Genomic DNA, 17,168 nt, shown 5'->3' with positions numbered 1-17,168 from the left:
AAATTTTCTTGAATTATTTAACGACTGTGTATTCGTCAATTGTTTTGCCATCAGCATCTTTTAAAACTAGCCAGCCATTAGTGTTGGCATAATAGAGAAAAATTCCCAATTCGTTGACGCTTTTAAAGACTAAATCCTGTGTGGTGGTGAAGTCTTCAATGGCGTCTTTTTCTTTTTCCCGCATCATTTCGGTAAATTTCGCCGAATAACCCACCGAACCGTCTTTGTTTAAAGGCATCTCGCGCGTCAACTTGGCCCCTTTTAATAAACGCAACTGATCGCGTTTTTCCCAAATGGCTGTGCCCGTCGAACCATTCCAATCAATCGAAAATTCAACTTTAGCCACCTCTTGATTCCAGCGGTGCGCGGCTTTGGCTGGTTTTTTTTGAACTTTTGCCATCGGATAGCCAAATAAAATCAAAATTGCAAAAAGATTTTTTTGTGCTTTGGCCAGGTCTTTTTGTTGCGATTTTGGAATTTCCAAATCGACAATCGTAGCCGGAACTTCTACGGTTAATTTATTTTTGGTCCAGATTTTTTGAAATTGGGCCGCCAAATAATTTTTTTCAATTTCAAACGGTACGGTAATGGCGGCAACTTGATCATAATCGCCGTCTGTTTCCGTGGGGGTAAAGCGGGCTTCTTGAATCTTTTTCTCTTTAAAATAAAGAAAAATATCCCCCGTTTCACTGCCAACTCCGCTAATTGTCATTTTTAAATTATCGCTAGTTATATTTAGCTGCTCTTTTTCAATGGTCGTTGTAAAAGTTGTCATAAGTTAGTCCCCTTTTTGCCCTAGAATTTTTTTCGTGTCCCGATCAAGTAAAACCAGCGCCGCTTGTGAAATCTGACCCCGATAAAACATCCACTCTAATGGTTTTTCAGTGAGCATTTTTAAGAATTCTTCCGGATCGACAGTGCCCGTTTCCAATAAATATTCTTTTAAATCCGCCAATAATTGCGCGGCGGCATAAGCTTCAATATTTATCGGATCTTCAAAACTTTGCGCTTTTAGCAAAAAATCTAAAAATGAAATATCTGAATAATAAAAGAGCTCCACTAATTTCGCCCGATATTCCAAATGAACTGGCGTTAAATCATGATAATAAGCATCGATTTGATGCTGGGTTTCATGCTTTAATAAAGAAATTTGAAACTTCGGTTGCGTCAAAACATCTTGATACACTTCTTTTAAACAATAAATTTCCTGATCTTGCACCCAGCCGCCGACACTAATAGTGGAGTTGGACAAAAAATCCAACCAACCTTTCGCCAAAAATTCCGTCATAAAATGAACCCGCACTTTTTCAGTGGAATGAGGCATCGCCACTTGATAATCTTCCACTGTTTCATTTTTCCAAACAAAAGGCGATAAATAGCGGCCACTTTTTGAAACTTTAGAATACCAACCGATTTGCGCGACGCGATTTTGAAAAATTTCTGTCAGTTCAACTAAATCTTCTTCATTAGGCGCTAGAATTTCTTGTAATTTTTTCGTTAATGTTTCTCGGGCCACTAGTTCCAACAATTCCGCTTCTTTAATATCGGAAGATTGATTTTTCAAAAGCGGCGCCAAACAATCTCTTAAATACTCGTAGTAAGCCGTCAAACTTTCGTTCAACCACGGATGCGGCGTGTCAAACGTCCGCGGCACATTAATTTTTTTCAATAATTCATCCGCCTGTTGAATCTGATCGGTCCGTACCAAATAACGCCACGCCTCCAACACGTCGGCTTGTACCAAAAATCCTTTAAACACATTCTCCACAAATTCTGCCAATTTCCCACCTAAACCGTTTCGTCAGACAGGGGTTGGCGTCATTTCTGGCACCAGCCCCTGTCTTTTTTATTTAATTTCTACTTGAAAATAATAATCGACGTACTCATTATCTTCATAGCGCCCCTCCACTAGATAACGATAAATCCCCGCCACATTGGGCATAGTTAAAGGCGCATTTACCAAAATTTGTTCTTCAAGGGGCCACTGCTGCCAAATAACTTCTTGTGGCCTTTCAGAAAAAACTACCGTCACTTCACTGCCAGCTGCCACAACATTATTTTCTAACTCCGCTTCGTCTGGATTAACCGCATCAGCAACAGTGCCTCGCCACTGATAACCGGCGGCCTCAGCTTTTAAAGTTTCATCGCCAATGGAAAATGTCGCTGTCGGTAATTTTCCGGAATTTGTCTGTTGGCCAACTTGACTGCACCCAGCTAAAAGTAAGGTCACCAAAATAAGCGCGCCACTTATTTTTTTTAACACAGTCGCTGGCTCCTTTCATCAAGTTCGTACTTTTTTATTTCCCTTTTTACTACTCGGCTTTACTTGAACTATCTTTTTTTCGTTTACTTTTTTTGCCATCTTCATCGTCGTCATTGCCGTCGCCTTTTTTCTTGCGCGGTTTAGCATCATTTTCCAGTTGCTTAGCTAAAAGTTGAATTTTCTTAAATAGTAGCGAATCTTCATTTTTATACCAATCATCATCTGAGTTCATTAGTCGCAACATTTCTTTACGAATCGTAATCATATGCACATTGCGAACTTTTTTTTCGTGTTCCTCTTCTTCTTTAGTCAAGAGTGGTTCTTTTTCTTTTTCTTTGCTAGCCACTTTGTCACTCCCATTTCTATGCTTTCCAAACAATATCCAAAAAGTTTGGGTACCTACTAGAATATTACTAAATTTAGCGCCAAAAGGAAACTGTTAACCCTTGCAAGGCAAAAACGACAGAATTTCCATTGTGTCAAAAAAAGTTTTAGAAGAAATTGTCTTTACTGGACGATTTTACTGATCTTTTTTACAGTGAAAGTAAATAGAAAGGAAGATGTCTGATGGAAACTGTTTTAATATTAGGCGCCAATGGGAAAATTGCTCGAATTGTAGCGGAAAATTTAAAAAAAGAACCTTGGCAAGCTGTTTTATTTTTACGAAAATCCAACCGCTTAGCAACTCTGGCCCAAGAGAAAAAATTTACACTATTTGAAGGCGACGCCGCTTATGTGGAAGATTTGAAAAAAGCTATGACAGGTGTATCTACGGTTTATGCTAATTTGGCCGGCAAAAATATTGAACAACTTGCAAAAAATGTGGTGGAAGCCATGCAAGAAGCGCAAGTCAAACGTTTAATCTGGATTTCAACTTTAGGAATTTATGACGAGGTCCCCGGAAAATTTGGCCAATGGAATCACGAAATGTTAGACGGCGGTTATCTAGAAACTTATGCGGCCGCCGCTGATGTGATTGAAAAAAGTCATTTGGACTGGACCATTATTCGCCCCGCTTGGCTATCGGATCAACCAGAAATCGCTTATGAAACTACCACTCGGATGGAAAATTTCAAAGGAACCGAAGTCAGTCGCGCTAGTGTCGCCGATCTTGTGGTTCATTTGTTGAATCACCCGCAAGAAGAAATCCACGAATCTTTAGGCGTCAATAAACCAAATACCGATGGCGATAAACCTTCTTGGTATTAAATTTTAAGTCGGGATATTAAAAATTACAGACAATCTGCCAAAATTTCATGATGATCTTTAAAAATCCTCAGTTTTCGCTAGGAGAACGCTTTTATCTTTGTTAAAATTAAAGTAACGAATAAACAAATGATATGGCGGAGGTGGCTGATGAAACTTTGGTGGGGCTTGTTTGTAGTGATAAGTATTTTTTTCGCTAGTTTTTTGCGTTTGTTTTTTTTAGAGATCGATACCGCGTACGAAATCTTATTGCTGTTAAAAATTGTCACCGGCGCCAGTTTGTGCCTGGCCATGACTTTAGCGCTAGTAAAAATTTGGCAATATGATCATTATTTATCTAAAGAAAAGATTGTCTTAAAAAAATCTAGAAAAAAATTTTGAAGTTGCTGAACTTTAGTGTTGATGCTTACAATAAGCATCAACACTTTTTTTGCGAAAAAATAAAAAAGAAGCACCGAAATGCTTCTTAAGTTCATGCTTTTAACATATCGTTTTCAACTATTTCGTGGTTATTGCTTGAATCACCGTTGTGCCGTTTGCGCCCGGATTTGCTAGATAAACAGTCGGCGCCAAATTTTTTGTGGCCACACAAAAAGTAAATTCAACATTGGTGGCCACACCCCAATTGCCCTGATGATCCATAGCAATTAACGACATGGCGCCGGATTTGCCATACGCTTTTGCTAATTTTTCGGAAAAATCATACACGACAGTATCGCATGCTTCTTGCGGTGTTAAACCGGCGCGCATTTTTTCAACAATCGCAAAAGACAAAACGCCTTTCATCAAATCTTCCCCTAAACCGGTGGCACATGCGCCGCCGACCTGGCTATCGACATAAAATCCGGAACCGGCCAGCGGTGAATCGCCCACGCGTCCTGGTTTTTTCATAAATAATCCTGACGTTGACGTGCCGCACGTCATGGCATCGCCACTTAAAGTCACCACGCCCACTGTGTCGTGGCCATCGTAAGGGGACAAATTATTTTTTGCTACTTCTTTGACTCGTTCTTGCCATTTTTTTGCCGCGTCATCAGTTAACATGTTTTGCATTTTGAAATTATTATTTTTGGCATATGCGGTAGCTCCGGCGCCTACTAAAAAACTATTAAATGTTTCGCTGCTTAATTTGCGGGCCACGGCGATGGGATTTTTACCGTCGGTGATCCCGGCGACCGCGCCAACTGCAAACGTATTGCCATTCATAAATGCGGCGTCCATTTCTACAATGCCTGCTTCATTGGGTAATCCGCCAAAGCCCACGCTTTGAAATTCCGGATTATTTTCCACATCTTCGATCGCTACTTGCAATGCATCAGCGGCACTGGCGCCATTTTTTAATTTTTCGCTGGCCAAATGCACACCTTCTGCAGCCATTTCCCAAGTTGCAATTACACCCCACATAAACATTCCTCCTCGTTTTTTTCCAGTATAACTTAAAAATCAGTAAAGAAAAATATTTTAGCCGAAGTTTTATTGTTTATCGATAAATTTTCTGTTAAGCTTTTATCGATAAACAATAAATGGAGGTTCGATGATGAAATTTAAAACATTATTTTTGCGGGCAGCTTTACTATTTTTAGTGGCGGCCGTCAGCTTGTTAGGTATTTTTTGGTTTTGGCAAATTGTTAAAAAAATGCTGCAAATTTATCCTGGCATTGGTTGGGCCGCTATTGTATTTGGCGTTGCGATCTATGTTTCGGCTTTATTATTTTTCGGGGCGGTTTTTTATGCTTGGAAAATTTTAAATTTAGTCGATCAAGAAAATACTTTTTCCGCAGCAGCTCTTGTTGATTTACGGCGCTTAAAATTATTTATTTTAGGAATGGCCGCTGCTTACGCTTGTTTTTTACCAGCCATTTTTGTGGTGGGCGATCAAGAAGATGCGCCAGGAATTATTTTAATGTTTGGCTTATTAGTGGGACTGCCCTTAGTGGTGGCCACTTTTATCGGCATTTTGGAAAAATTATTGCAACGCGCCCTTTTTTTGCAAGTAGAAAATGACTTAACGGTCTGAGGTGGACGATGGAAATTATAATTAATTTAGATCAAATGCTGGAAAAACGCGCCATGACTTTAACTGAGCTCTCAGATATTGTCGGCATCACTATGGCCAATTTGTCGATTTTAAAAACCGGCAAAGCTAAAGCGATTCGCTTTTCTACTTTGGCTGCATTATGTGCCGCGCTTGACTGTCAACCGGGCGACCTGATTGCCTATCAATGATTTAAAAAAAGAGACGGAAATTTTTTCCGTCCCTTTTTTTGTGCAAATTCCACGGTTAAAAGTGATATACTAGTTTTGTAATTCACGAAAGGAAGTTTAATCATGCAAACCATTGAAAACGAATTTCTAACTGTCGAAATTGCCGAAACTGGCGCCCAACTCCATGCGATTACCGATAAAAAAACCGGCCAACAATATTTATGGGATGGCAATCCTGATGTTTGGCCAAAACAAGCACCAAATTTATTTCCATCGATTGGTAAAACTTTTAACGATCACTATTTGTATAACGGGAAAACTTACGAAATGCCTCATCACGGTTTTGTAGCTGAAGAAGTTTTTAGCGCTGAAAAAAATTCCGAAAATGCCGTTACCATGAGCACTAGTGCCAACGACCGGACACGCGCCTTTTTCCCTTTTGCTTTTAAACTCTCTTTAACTTATGAACTTAGCGGCCGCGATTTGTCTTTAACCTCCCATGTTATTAATCAAGACAATAAAGATTTTTCTTTTTCCCTTGGCGCCCATCCTGGATTTGCCTTGCCAGTGAGCGACGACATTTCTTTTGAAGATTTTTATTTGACATTCGCACCAACACAAGAAAAACTAAGCTACCATGAAATTGCTTTTCACGATAATTTTCCTTATCGCTCAGGCCAATTAAAAAATGTCGCCGAATTTACTAACGACCGTCTGCCTTTAACTCGCCCACTTTTTAACGACGGCTTAATTATTTTAGCTGCGGAAAATCATTTGACTCAAGTGACACTCAAATCAGATAAAAGTGATTATCAAGTGACGGTTGATTTAGGAAATTATCCCGAATGTTGCATTTGGACCAAAACAGATCCAGCTGCTACTTTTATTTGCATCGAGCCTTTTTATGGTCGGCCTGACACTTACGCCCAACAAGAACTGCTGGCAAAACCCGGCAATGCGTTACTGAAGGCCCATAATAGTCGCCAATTTTTCACAAAGTTTTCCTTTTAATTCATTTTTTCTAAACATTTTTCATAAGAATTGACCATTAGCATCGATTGTTTCATAATTAGTGATGAAGTCAAATTAACAAGGGAGATTCATCATGCAAACAATTGCGTCAAATTTATATCTTGGAGCCTGCGATCCGGGGATTAAAGATTGCATTAGCGTCTTAAAAAAAGAGGGTCTCATTGAAAATGACGTTCCCACCGCTTTAGTCTCTGAGCATCTTCACGGTCTCGGCGACAATCCCCATTTGAAAAATGAAGCCGACGTATTGGAACACTTGCAACAAGTAGCAGATCTTTATGAAAAATTCCCCGGCCAAAAATTACTCGTTGCCGGCGATCACGCGCTAGGCATTCCGACTGTCGCTGATTCTTTGAAGCGCGTCGATAATTTGGGTGTCGTCTGGATTGATGCGCACGCTGATATTAATACTGACAAAATCACCAACTCTGGTCATATTCATGGGATGCCCGTTGCTAGTTTATTAGGACTAGGTGAAAAAAAACTGACTGATTTTGTACCAGCTGGTCGTCAATTAAAACCGGAAAATATTGTTTATCTTGGTTTGCGAGATGTGGAACCCGAAGAACAAAATTTATTAGATCAACTAAATATTTTAAATTTTCCAGCTGAAAAAATTCGCCAACTAGGTATGTCTAATGTGTTAAAACAAGTTGAAGAACATTTTAAAAAACAAAATGTCACAACGATTCACTTATCTTACGACTTAGATTCCGCCGATCCCGCTTTGGTACCCGGGGTAACAACTGCTGTGCCTCGCGGTTTTACTTGGGACGAAACGATGGCGATGTTAGAATTTTTCACCAAAAATTATACATTGTCTAATGCCGACATTGTCGAATTCAATGTCGCCAATGATGTCAACAATCAAACGCTGGCTTGGTTAGAAAAAGTTTATCATTTCTTACAAGCCAACAGCTAAATTTACAGCAAAAAATCAGCGCTCACAAACGCTGATTTTTTTCGTTTATTAAAATACTCCCTTAATACGCAATATGAATCAAGCAATCCATCACAATCGCCAGCGCTAAAATAAATGGTTCTTCAAGTGCGGTCAAGGTTGTCACCGTAAAAGTCACTTCCGGATCATCTTGCACTTTTTCAATCACCGCCACCAAAACTTGCCCGGAAAATAATTCCATCTTCCGCATCGTTAACTGCGGCAAAAGTTCGCCTAAAAAATTACCACCATTTACCGTCATATGATACGAATGAATCGCCTCTTGCCAAAATAAAATCCGTCCCAAATCGCCTTTTAAAACAAATTTTTCTTTTCCAACACCGGCTTTTTGATATAAAATATTTTTTCCATCACTAAAAACAAACTGGTGAGGAAAAATAATAAACCCCGCTAGACTACGATTTAAAATCGGCAAAAAATGGTGGCCTTCCGCCGTTAATAACACTCGCCCTTCTTTTTTTAAGGTATAACTATGGCCCAATAAGGTTTTGCGAACAATTAAATAGCGCAAGCGCTCACCTTCTCTCTTAATAAAATTTTAGCATGCCTGGCGCCAATTTTGCAAAATAACCCCCTGCGCCTCAAAATTATGCTACAATAAAACCGCGGAAACAAAAGCAAAAACTGTTTTTTCAGCTGATTTACGCGTTCAAATTTTTTAATTTATACAATGAACTACATTACAATGTTCAAGGAGGACTTACATATGATTACTATGGATGACATTATTCGCGAAGGTCACCCCACGCTGCGCCGCGTCGCTGATGAAGTGACTTTCCCCTTAAGTGACGAAGAAATTCAAACTGGCGAAGAGATGCTGACTTTTTTAAAAAATTCCCAAGATCCTGAGCTCGCTGAAAAATTAAATTTGCGCGGTGGCGTTGGACTTGCCGCCCCTCAAATTAATATTTCCAAACGTTTTACAGCTTTACATGTGCCAGGAGAAGAAGGGCAAGCGCCAACTTTAAGTACCGTGATGTACAATCCAAAAATTATTAGCCATTCCGTTCAAGATGCCGCTATGGCTGATGGCGAGGGCTGTTTATCTGTTGATCGCGAGGTGCCCGGTTACGTGGTGCGCCACGCCCGCGTTACCGTAACTTATGTCGATGCGAAAGGTCAAAATCAAAAAATTAAACTCAAAGGCTACGAAGCAATCGTTGTTCAACACGAAATCGATCATTTAAACGGCGTAATGTTTTACGATCACATTAACACCGATGCGCCATTTAAAATCGACCGCGGCGTTTTAATTGTCGAATAAAATAAAAAATCCACGAGAAAAAATTTTCTCGCGGATTTTTTTTATTTTATTCAAAAGGGAGAATTTCCTGCCGGCTACCGGCTTCAAAAATAATTTCCATTAAATGTAAAACCCGCAACACTTCTTCATTTTTTACAATTCGTTGGCCCTTATTTTCGATAACTTCATAAATATTTTCATAAATACTTACCGGTAGCGCCTCGCCTTTTGGTAATGGCAAGCGCCGCATAGCTCCTTCAGTAGGGGGCGCCATCGTTTTGGTCAGACCAACTCCTGCTTGAATGGGTTTAGGCGCTGCGGTATCAATACCGGTTGCTTGCACCATTTCACCAGTTAAATCCCAATCAATAATTTCTGCCGTTCCTTTTAATCCTTTTAAATACCAGCGCGGAAGTTTCAAATAATTACTCGTCCCCACTTCCACTAAAACCGTCAAACCATTTTCAAAATACAAAGTTGTGTTAAAACCGTCATCCACATCATTGCCTAAAACATAACTCAAATCCGCTTGGACTTTTTCGATTTTGCCAGGGACTAAAAATAACATCTGATCTAGCAAATGAACGCCCCAGTCCAGCACCATCCCGCCACCTTGCGCTTTGTAATGGCGCCAGTCGCCAGGAATTCCGTTGGCTCCGTGAACACGAGATTCGATTTTAAAAATAGCGCCAATCTCTTGTTGATTGAAAATTTCACTAATTATCCGAAAATCTTCATCCCAGCGCCGATTTTGATGAACAAAAAATTCCCGCTGATTTTTTTCAGCAATGGCTAAGACTTCTTCTAGTTCAGTGGCATTCATCATGGCCGGTTTTTCCGTCAAGACATGCTTTTTGCTATTTAAAGCTGTCACAGCCAATTCTTTATGGGTATCATTAGGTGTAGCAATCAAAATTAATTCAATCTCCGGATCATCTAACAGCGCCTGATAACTTTCGTAAGCCAGATATCCCGCTTCTTTTAAAGCACTTTGCCGCTGGGGCAAAATATCAAATCCACCTTTTAATTGAAATTTTTCTTCATTTTTAATTAGTTCACGCACATGATAACTGCCCATCCCACCGTATCCGACGATTCCCATAGTTATTTTTTTCATGATTAACTTCCTTTGCTCAATTTGAAATCTACTTTAAAATTCACTTTAAATCGTATCGCCAGTCCACCACATTGTCCCTGGCGAATCTTTAATTAACACGCTCTGCAAATTTTTCACCGCTTGTCCTAAGCCTTCATCGACTGACATTAACGGATCTTCATGCTCAATGGACACGACATAATCGTAACCATACAAACGCAAAGCCGACATCATATCGCTCCAAGTTTTCATATCATGACCATAACCCACCGACCGAAAACTCCAAGCCCGACTTTTCACTTTGTCATAAGGCTGCATATCGGTTAATCCATATAAATTAATATTATCTTGATCCAAATACGTATCTTTAGCATGAAAATGATGAAGTGCGCCAGCTTCTCCTAGAATTTTTATCGCCGCGACCGGATCAATTCCCTGCCACCACATATGCGAAGGATCCAAATTACAACCAATCGCTTTACCGGTAGCTTCTCGCAATTTCAACATCGTGTAAGGCGTGTGACACAAAAAACCACCATGTAATTCAATTCCGATTTTCACACCAGCATCAACGGCAATATGATTAATATCTTTCCAATAAGGAATCAATCGTTTCTCCCATTGAAAATTGTAATTATCATTGTATTCAAGCGGCCACGGTAAAGTTGGCCAATTAATTTGCGTATCGGTAGCATTTCCCCCTGAAATTCCGGAAAATTCATTCACCACTGGCACATTCATTAATTCTGCTAAACGAATTGTTTTGCGCAAAGTCTCGTCAGCTTTTTGAGCCACATCAACTAAAGGTGAAATAGGATTATTATGACAACTAAAAGCCGAAATAATTAAGCCGTGATTTTCAACTTGCGCCAAATATTCATGCCGTTTTTGGCTACTTGCCAAAAGTTCATCAAGATTTAAATGCGCATCGCCAGGATTGCCACCGGTGCCAATTTCCACTGCTTCTAAGCCAAGTTTTTCAGCGCGGTCTAGCATTTCAGGAAAAGTTAAATTATTAAAAACGGGGGTAAAAACACCTAATTTCATTTTCCTACCTCCTGAATCAATTGATTAATGATTTCAGCGTTGTACTGAGCCGCTGCTAACGGTTGCCGATTAGAAAATTGTTCTTGCTCTACTACGAGATAAGGAATTTTTTTATGCTGGGCGAAGATGGCAATTTCTTTTAATGGTAAAATTCCTGTCCCTAGTTCACAACTTTCTTTTTCGCCAAATTTTTCGGTCAAATCTTTCATATGAATCAAGGCAACTTTTTCCTGATGCTCAACAAGCCAAGCGGAAATATTTTTGCCAGCAAAAGCTAACCAGTAAACATCCACTTCAAAGCTCACTTGCGTTGTTTCGCGCGCCATCTTGTCTAAAATATCAATTCCCGGAAAATTTAAAAATTCATGCCCATGATTGTGATAAATCAGCTGACAATTTTTTTTTGCAAGTTTTGCGCCGATTTCTTCCAAAGTTGCAAAAGCATTTTCCCATTCAGGAATCGTTTCAAAATTTAGCCAAGGAATAATAACACGCTTGTTGCCAATCTCTTCTTCAAAAGCCAACATTTCATCAAAATGCTCGGTAACTAATTCATAACTTAAATGACTACCGGCAACGGACAAGTGAAATTTATCTAACATCGCTTTAACTTCTTTGGCGCTATGACCAAAGTAACCCGTAAACTCCACGGCTTGATAGCCCATTTCGCTGACTTTTTCCAAGGTGGCTGCTAAATCTTTTTGCATTTCATCTTTAATGCTCCATAATTGCAGTGCTGATTTCATATTGATTAATCCTCCAATGGTTGGAAATGTCCGTAAACGCGCGGCCGAGAATTTTTTGGAGCGCACCAACGAACCGCATTTTGAATCACTTTTTGCACTTCTTGATTGTAATAACTTGGATACGTTTCATGCCCTGGTTGGAAATAAAAAATTCGCCCATTGCCACGGTGATACGTTACGCCGGAACGAAATACTTCGCCCTTTGGAAACCAACTGACAAAAACTAATTCATCGGGAGCCGGAATATCAAAATGTTCGCCGTACATTTCTTCTTGCTCTAACTCGATGCAATCGCTAATTCCATCGGCAATCGGATGGGCTGGATTGACATTCCAAATCCGCGCATGCTGACCATCTTCCCGCCATTTTAAATCACAACTAGTGCCCATTAGTTTTCTAAAAATTTTTGAAAAGTGACCCGAATGTAAAACAATTAAGCCCATGCCATCTAACACGCGTTGATACACGCGCTCAACAATTTCATCCTTCACCTCGTCGTGGGCCATATGTCCCCACCAAATCAGGACATCGGTTTTCGCCAAAACGTCTGTAGTTAACCCATGTTCTGCTTCATCTAAAGTCGCCGTGCCCACAGAGATTTCAGGCGTTTCTATAAAAGAAGCAATTTGTTGGTGAATCCCTTCAGGATAAACGGCTCGCACTTTTTCTTCAGATAATTCATGACGATACTCATTCCAAACGGTAACGTGCATTATTTTTTTCCTCCTTGATTAAAGAAGATTGGCTGATTTTCTTTAGAAGATTTGTAAATCGCCTCTAAAATTTCTGTTACCACTAATGCTTGTTCCGGCAAAACGACAGGATCAGTATCATTTAAAATCGCATTGATCCAACTATGGGCTTCATTTAAAGACGAGTCGTTGCCATTATCGCCTTCAAAAAAATCAGCTCCGCCAATTGATAAATCAATTTCTTTTTGGTAAAGCATTTGATGATCTTCCCCATTAATAGTCAATCCGTGATTCATATCCGCTCCGCCAAGTGTGCCGCATAATGTCGTTTTGGCCTCTTTGACATCAAGTGAATTCAGCGCCCAACTAGACTCAAGAAAAATCGTCGATCCGTCTTCCATGACGATATAACCAAAAGCCGAATCTTCCACCGTATATTTTTTCGGATCCCATGGACCAAATGCGTTAGCCGCATTTTCTTGATCAGCTAATTTGCGATAAGCATTGCCCACTACATATTTTGGCCGATAATTATTCGTCATCCACAAAGTTAAATCCAGCGCGTGCGTCCCAATATCAATTAACGGACCGCCACCTTGCGCCTCTTCATCAAGAAAAACACCCCAAGTAGGTACTGCCCGACGACGAATAGCGTGCGCTTTGGCAAAATAAATTTCCCCGAGTTCTCCTTGTGAACAAACTTCATGCAAATATTGAGAATCTTTGCGGAAACGATTTTGATAACCAATTGTTAATTTTTTGCCAGATTTTTTCGCTGCGGCAATCATCGCCCGTGCTTCGGCCGCAGTTTTAGCCATGGGTTTTTCACACATCACGTGATTGCCCGCTTCAAGAGCTGCAATCGTCAATGGCGCGTGAGAAGAGTTCGGCGTACAGACATGAACAATATCCAAGTCTTCTTTTAACATTTCTTGATAATCAGTAAACACTTTAGCATCAGCGCTACCAAATTCTTTGGCATCTTTTATCGCCCGTTCTTCATTTAAATCACAAAAAGCAACGACTTCGACTTCTTTTATTTTTGATAAAGCTGGCAAATGTTTGCCATTAGCAATGCCACCACAACCGATAATTCCAATTTTTAAGGTCATTTAAATTCCTTCTTTCTATTTTGAATTCGCTTTTATTATAGGTGAAAATCATAGCGTTTTCTCCCATATTCTAGTATGAAAAGTTCCCGAATAATGACATTTAAAAACAAAAAAAATTCCCGCCAACGTTGGCGAGAATTTAAATTAAAGTCTAGAAACATAAGCACGACTTACTATTCTAAGTCTTCTAGTTGCTTGCGATATTTTAATGGTGAAACACCAAAATGTTCTTTAAACGTATGCTGAAAGTTTTTCGTGCTGGAAAATCCAGACATCTCCGCCACATCGGCCATCGGTTTTTTTTCTTCGCTTAATAAAAAACTAGCCTTCATTAAACGATACTCATTGAGAAAAGTAATAAAAGTGGTGCCCGTATTTTCTTTAAAAAAGCGGGTAAAATATTGCGGATTAAAACCCACTTCATCCGCCACATCTGGCAAGGTAATCGTCTCATAATAATGATTTTCAATATAGTCATAGACTTTATTGAGCTGCTGAATTGTATCTTTGTAACGACCTTTAGAAAAATTTTTCTGCAAAACAGGACGATCTTCTGTCACCGGCAACTGCTGCTTGAAAAACCAGAGCAGTTGATATAATAAAGCAACCGTGGGCAAGTTTGACGATTCTTTTTGCCAACTAATAAAAATATCCGCTAATAAATCGTTCAATTTTTTTTCTGTCGCTTGGGGCCAATGATGAGAGTAGCGCACTTTATCTTCAAAAATTAGCACCAATTCGCTAGCCGACATATTTAAAAGTTGCAGATCAAATAAATTCAAATCAAACTGAAAAACACTCCGCAAGCTATTAGCAGAAGGCAAAAAATAATGAGGCTCCCCGCTAGAAAAGAAATGTATTTCTCCAGCCGAAAGTTCAATAATTTCGTCAGCCACACCAATTTTGGTCACACCTTTGAGTCCTTGAATGATTTCAATTTCCTTATGCCAATGAGGATAAGTGGCTACCGTACCATCATTGACAAAAGTACGAAAGGCCATCTTTTCAGACCAACGGGGAATTTCTAGATAAACGCTCATAAGAGAGTCCTTTCTGATACGTTGTTAGGGTTTATTATATGTAAGTTCTTAGTGACTATTATATAACAATAAAATTCACTTGAAAAGAAATGAAGCGTGACTCAAATGGTGATTAAGTCACGCTAATTTTCCTTAAATAAGTAATTTATTTTAAAAAAATTTATCCGCCAAAATCTCTAAATTTTTTCTAGCGTTAGATTATAACAAGCTTTTATACAACGCAATAATTTCTGGTACAGAAGTTTCCCGCGGATTCCCTGGGGTGCAGACGTCTTTTAAGGCATCTTCAGCAATTGCAGCCATATCACTTTCTTTAACGCCAAGTTCTGAAATAGTTGCTGGAATACCTACAGATTTACTTAAGCGATCAATTTCTCCACAAGCTGCTTCACGAGCTTCTTCAATAGTCATTTCTTTAGCACCAGGAATATTTAAAGCTACAGCGATGTTGCGATATTTTTCGCCGGTGTATTCTTTGTTGTATTTCATAATCGTTGGTAACAACGAAGCACAAGCCACGCCATGAGGGATATTGTACCAAGCACTTAATGGATGCGCCATGCCGTGAACTAAACCTAGGCCAACATTTGAAAAACCCATTCCGGCAATATATTGACCTAAAGCCATTTCTTCCCGAGCTTTTTGATCACCTTTTACAGAAGCTTCTAAAGATTTGCCAATAATTTCAATGGCTTTAATGTGTAACATGTCAGACATTTCCCAAGCGCCAGGTGTAATGTAGCCTTCGATAGCGTGCGTCATGGCGTCCATTCCCGTTGAAGCGGCAAGTTTTGCTGGCATGCCCATCATCATATCTGAATCGACAAAAGCGACAAGCGGAATATCATGAGGATCCACACAAACAAATTTACGATGGTGCTCTGCATCGGTAATTACATAATTAATCGTTACTTCAGCAGCTGTTCCAGAAGTAGTTGGCACGGCCAAAATTGGTAAGGATGGATTTTTAGTTTCAGCTACGCCTTCTAAACTCAAGACATCAGAAAATTCCGGATTAGCAATAATAATTCCGATTGCTTTAGCAGTATCTTGCGGAGATCCTCCACCGATAGCTACTAAGGCATCAGCTCCTGCTGATTTAACAAACGCCACGCCGTCTTTCACATTTTGAATAGTTGGATTAGGAACAATTCCGTCATAAATGGTGAAATCTACATTGGCCGCTTTTAATAAATCAGTGACTTTTGTTGCGACACCAAATTTAATTAAATCTTTATCGGTGACCACCACAACTTTTTTAAAGCCCCGGCGTGCAATTTCCGGAACAATTTCTTGAATCGCTCCTTTTCCAAAATACGATGTTTCATTTAAAATCATTCGATTTGCCATGTTACTTCCTCCTTTATAGTAGTGAATCTTTAAAATCCAAAGTAAAAACATTTTTTAAATCAACCGAAACTGGTGAATGATCAGGATTTGTTTCCATAATATCTTCCATATAATCCCACCACTTACGATTAATTTTTGTGTCAGCCATTTTAGCCCACAGTTCTTCATCTTCAATTTCTAAATAGCCAAATAACTGATTCGTTTCTTTTTGTAAAAAAATTGAATAGGATAAAACACCATGATTTTTTAACTCTGTTTTCATTTCCGGCCATAATGCTTCATGGCGTCGTTGATATTCCGCGTGATCTTTCGGATTGACTGTCATTACAAAGGCTTTGCGAATCATTTTTCATCCTCTAAGTAGCCAGGATGAGGAGTAATTCCAAAAGCATGGGCTAATTTCCATAAGTTTTCATCAGTCAAAGTTTGCAAAATTGGACCTTGAGCTTTGACATAAGTGAAGACTTGCGCTGCTTTTTCGGCGGTTTCAATTAAGCCAAATGCTTCGTCCATTGTTTCGCCAGCGCCATAAACTCCATGTTGTGGCCATAAAACAAGACGCGTTTCTTTCATTTTTTCAGCAGTGGCGATCCCAATTTCATTCGTTCCTGGAACAAGCCATGGAATAATGGAAATCCCTTCTGGAAAAACGACTAAACATTCGGTACACATTTGCCATAAAGTCCGCGTAAAAGCACGTTCGTCAAGTTCATGAGTAAAGGTCATCGCTAACAAATGGCTCGCATGATTGTGCATAATGATTCTGTTTTTAGGATTAACCGATAAACGAGACAAATGACTCATAAAATGACTTGGCAATTCACTAGTCGGTACAGCGTCGTTTTCTAAACCCCATAAAAGATCTAAAGTTTTGCCGTCTTCAGCAATCCGGATAATTCCCATATTTTCACTTGGTGCTTTTTGAACATTTTTAAAATATTTCCCTGAACCAGTGACAATAAAGTAACGACCTTTAAGACCACTAGCATCAAAAATCATCGGAATTTTCCGTTGAACATCATTTAAATCTAAAAATGGCTCAACTTCTTTTTCATCTAATAAATAAGAAACATTCCCGCCATTCCGTTCATCCCAACCAAGACGATATAAATTGCTAGTCACTTCAATCATTTCTTCTACATATGGTGCACTTAATATATCTAATTTTTTCAAAA

Annotated in this window: 22 protein-coding genes; 7 read left to right on the top strand and 15 right to left on the bottom strand. The window is 39.4% G+C overall.

What is annotated here, in order from left to right; translation table 11 throughout:
• Positions 1 to 13 precede the first annotated feature (13 nt).
• From BQ5341_RS02675 to BQ5341_RS02660, 4 genes are all read right to left on the bottom strand, one after another.
• Entirely contained in the window at positions 14 to 775 is a 762-nt protein-coding gene (locus BQ5341_RS02675; RefSeq protein WP_071130532.1) for a DUF4357 domain-containing protein, read from the bottom strand.
• 3 nt (positions 776 to 778) lie between these two features.
• On the bottom strand, positions 779 to 1,780 hold the full coding sequence (locus BQ5341_RS02670) for a hypothetical protein (protein ID WP_071130531.1): 1,002 nt from the start codon (positions 1,778 to 1,780) through the stop codon (positions 779 to 781).
• Positions 1,781 to 1,846: 66 nt separating this feature from the next.
• The gene (locus tag BQ5341_RS02665; protein ID WP_071130530.1) at positions 1,847 to 2,263 is read right to left on the bottom strand and encodes a hypothetical protein; all 417 of its coding nucleotides are present in this window, start codon (positions 2,261 to 2,263) and stop codon (positions 1,847 to 1,849) included.
• 49 nt (positions 2,264 to 2,312) lie between these two features.
• The gene (locus BQ5341_RS02660) at positions 2,313 to 2,609 is read right to left on the bottom strand and encodes a hypothetical protein (protein ID WP_071130529.1); all 297 of its coding nucleotides are present in this window, start codon (positions 2,607 to 2,609) and stop codon (positions 2,313 to 2,315) included.
• A gap of 221 nt (positions 2,610 to 2,830) precedes the next feature.
• On the opposite strand from BQ5341_RS02660, the gene BQ5341_RS02655 reads away from it, so the two are divergent.
• Both BQ5341_RS02655 and BQ5341_RS02650 read left to right on the top strand, forming a co-directional pair.
• Positions 2,831 to 3,472, top strand: a complete 642-nt coding sequence (locus BQ5341_RS02655; protein ID WP_071130528.1) for an NAD(P)H-binding protein — start codon at positions 2,831 to 2,833, stop codon at positions 3,470 to 3,472.
• Between the two features lie 147 nt (positions 3,473 to 3,619).
• Positions 3,620 to 3,850 carry a hypothetical protein gene (locus BQ5341_RS02650; RefSeq protein ID WP_071130527.1) on the top strand — a complete coding sequence of 77 codons (231 nt, stop codon included), beginning with the start codon at positions 3,620 to 3,622 and terminating at the stop codon, positions 3,848 to 3,850.
• A gap of 117 nt (positions 3,851 to 3,967) precedes the next feature.
• Here the strand turns inward: BQ5341_RS02650 and BQ5341_RS02645 are convergent, their stop codons facing one another.
• Positions 3,968 to 4,873, bottom strand: coding sequence for a glycosylasparaginase (locus tag BQ5341_RS02645; RefSeq protein WP_071130526.1), 906 nt, complete (start codon positions 4,871 to 4,873; stop codon positions 3,968 to 3,970).
• A 130-nt stretch (positions 4,874 to 5,003) separates the two neighbouring features.
• On the opposite strand from BQ5341_RS02645, the gene BQ5341_RS02640 reads away from it, so the two are divergent.
• The 4 genes from BQ5341_RS02640 to BQ5341_RS02625 all read left to right on the top strand — a co-directional run bounded on the left by BQ5341_RS02640 (position 5,004) and on the right by BQ5341_RS02625 (position 7,628).
• Entirely contained in the window at positions 5,004 to 5,486 is a 483-nt protein-coding gene (locus tag BQ5341_RS02640; protein WP_071130525.1) for a DUF2975 domain-containing protein, read from the top strand.
• Positions 5,487 to 5,494: 8 nt separating this feature from the next.
• Positions 5,495 to 5,695 carry a helix-turn-helix domain-containing protein gene (locus tag BQ5341_RS02635; protein WP_071130524.1) on the top strand — a complete coding sequence of 67 codons (201 nt, stop codon included), beginning with the start codon at positions 5,495 to 5,497 and terminating at the stop codon, positions 5,693 to 5,695.
• A 102-nt stretch (positions 5,696 to 5,797) separates the two neighbouring features.
• A complete protein-coding gene (locus BQ5341_RS02630; RefSeq protein WP_071130523.1) occupies positions 5,798 to 6,685 on the top strand; it encodes an aldose 1-epimerase family protein in 888 nt (295 codons plus the stop codon).
• 94 nt (positions 6,686 to 6,779) lie between these two features.
• Positions 6,780 to 7,628, top strand: coding sequence for an arginase family protein (locus BQ5341_RS02625; RefSeq protein WP_071130522.1), 849 nt, complete (start codon positions 6,780 to 6,782; stop codon positions 7,626 to 7,628).
• Positions 7,629 to 7,689: 61 nt separating this feature from the next.
• Here BQ5341_RS02625 and BQ5341_RS02620 read toward each other — a convergent pair whose 3' ends face one another.
• On the bottom strand, positions 7,690 to 8,178 hold the full coding sequence (locus BQ5341_RS02620) for a hypothetical protein (RefSeq protein ID WP_071130521.1): 489 nt from the start codon (positions 8,176 to 8,178) through the stop codon (positions 7,690 to 7,692).
• A gap of 195 nt (positions 8,179 to 8,373) precedes the next feature.
• Between BQ5341_RS02620 and def the strand changes: the two genes are divergently transcribed.
• Entirely contained in the window at positions 8,374 to 8,931 is a 558-nt protein-coding gene (def, locus tag BQ5341_RS02615; RefSeq protein ID WP_071130520.1) for a peptide deformylase, read from the top strand.
• A 46-nt stretch (positions 8,932 to 8,977) separates the two neighbouring features.
• Here def and BQ5341_RS02610 read toward each other — a convergent pair whose 3' ends face one another.
• The 9 genes from BQ5341_RS02610 to rhaD all read right to left on the bottom strand — a co-directional run bounded on the left by BQ5341_RS02610 (position 8,978) and on the right by rhaD (position 17,166).
• Entirely contained in the window at positions 8,978 to 10,027 is a 1,050-nt protein-coding gene (locus BQ5341_RS02610; RefSeq protein WP_071130519.1) for a Gfo/Idh/MocA family oxidoreductase, read from the bottom strand.
• A gap of 45 nt (positions 10,028 to 10,072) precedes the next feature.
• Positions 10,073 to 11,053: a sugar phosphate isomerase/epimerase family protein gene (locus BQ5341_RS02605; protein WP_071130518.1), complete on the bottom strand. Its 981-nt coding sequence runs from the start codon at positions 11,051 to 11,053 to the stop codon at positions 10,073 to 10,075.
• Complete coding sequence (locus BQ5341_RS02600; RefSeq protein ID WP_071130517.1) at positions 11,050 to 11,799, bottom strand: sugar phosphate isomerase/epimerase family protein; 750 nt, start codon at positions 11,797 to 11,799, stop codon at positions 11,050 to 11,052. The genes BQ5341_RS02605 and BQ5341_RS02600 overlap by 4 nt, the downstream gene beginning before the upstream one ends.
• A 5-nt stretch (positions 11,800 to 11,804) precedes the next feature.
• A complete protein-coding gene (locus tag BQ5341_RS02595) occupies positions 11,805 to 12,515 on the bottom strand; it encodes a ThuA domain-containing protein (RefSeq protein ID WP_071130516.1) in 711 nt (236 codons plus the stop codon).
• Positions 12,512 to 13,603, bottom strand: coding sequence for a Gfo/Idh/MocA family protein (locus BQ5341_RS02590; RefSeq protein WP_071130515.1), 1,092 nt, complete (start codon positions 13,601 to 13,603; stop codon positions 12,512 to 12,514). Before BQ5341_RS02590 ends, BQ5341_RS02595 begins: the two co-directional genes overlap by 4 nt.
• A gap of 173 nt (positions 13,604 to 13,776) precedes the next feature.
• A complete protein-coding gene (locus BQ5341_RS02585; RefSeq protein ID WP_071130514.1) occupies positions 13,777 to 14,643 on the bottom strand; it encodes an AraC family transcriptional regulator in 867 nt (288 codons plus the stop codon).
• A gap of 198 nt (positions 14,644 to 14,841) precedes the next feature.
• Positions 14,842 to 15,993, bottom strand: coding sequence for a lactaldehyde reductase (gene fucO, locus BQ5341_RS02580; protein ID WP_071130513.1), 1,152 nt, complete (start codon positions 15,991 to 15,993; stop codon positions 14,842 to 14,844).
• Between the two features lie 13 nt (positions 15,994 to 16,006).
• Positions 16,007 to 16,339, bottom strand: coding sequence for an L-rhamnose mutarotase (gene rhaM, locus BQ5341_RS02575; RefSeq protein WP_071130512.1), 333 nt, complete (start codon positions 16,337 to 16,339; stop codon positions 16,007 to 16,009).
• Positions 16,336 to 17,166 carry a rhamnulose-1-phosphate aldolase gene (gene rhaD / locus BQ5341_RS02570; RefSeq protein WP_071130511.1) on the bottom strand — a complete coding sequence of 277 codons (831 nt, stop codon included), beginning with the start codon at positions 17,164 to 17,166 and terminating at the stop codon, positions 16,336 to 16,338. The genes rhaM and rhaD overlap by 4 nt, the downstream gene beginning before the upstream one ends.
• Positions 17,167 to 17,168 lie beyond the last annotated feature (2 nt).

The organism is Enterococcus timonensis (assembly GCF_900104595.1).
GTDB lineage: Bacteria > Bacillota > Bacilli > Lactobacillales > Enterococcaceae > Enterococcus_J > Enterococcus_J timonensis.
Note: the sequence above shows the minus strand (reverse complement) of the source record. Positions and strands in the feature narration are given on the sequence as shown.